2 pseudogenes are annotated in these 421 nt (G+C 33.7%); both read left to right on the forward strand.

Going from position 1 to position 421, the window contains the following annotated elements:
• Positions 1-187 (forward strand): annotated as a pseudogene (locus J7R12_RS09120) (ribose-5-phosphate isomerase A); the annotation flags it as partial.
• A gap of 109 nt (positions 188-296) precedes the next feature.
• Positions 297-421: pseudogene (locus J7R12_RS09255) on the forward strand (DUF2059 domain-containing protein); the annotation flags it as partial.

The raw sequence follows: 421 nt of genomic DNA on the forward strand, positions 1-421 counted from the left end.
GACAGGTGGCGGTCACTTCATTTTTTATGCATCTTGGTGAAGCATTTTGGAGCCAAAGCTCTTGTCAGATGCGCTCCTTGCAATTCCTGGTGTTTTTGAACATGTTCTTTTTTTGGGTTTGGCTTCGTCTGCAATTGTAGCAATGGAGGATGGTCAAATAAAAATTTTAGAACTTTTTAATTTTTAAAGAGAAAATAGTTTACATATCTGTATGTGAGCACAATAAAAAGGAGTGTTTAAGCTTGTAAATAGAATAACAAGTTTAAATTATAATTAGTCATCGGGGTAATTGTTAAATGAAAACAATATATTCTTTTCAGCGTTTTGTAGTATATTTTGGTGTTTTTGCCGTTTTGGTTATGAATATTGGGATGGTGTACGCACAAGGTGTAAGTGATAAGCATTTAGATTCAGCTAGAAG

Source organism: Bartonella vinsonii subsp. vinsonii (assembly GCF_902825235.1).
In the GTDB taxonomy this organism is placed as follows: Bacteria; Pseudomonadota; Alphaproteobacteria; order Rhizobiales; family Rhizobiaceae; genus Bartonella; species Bartonella vinsonii.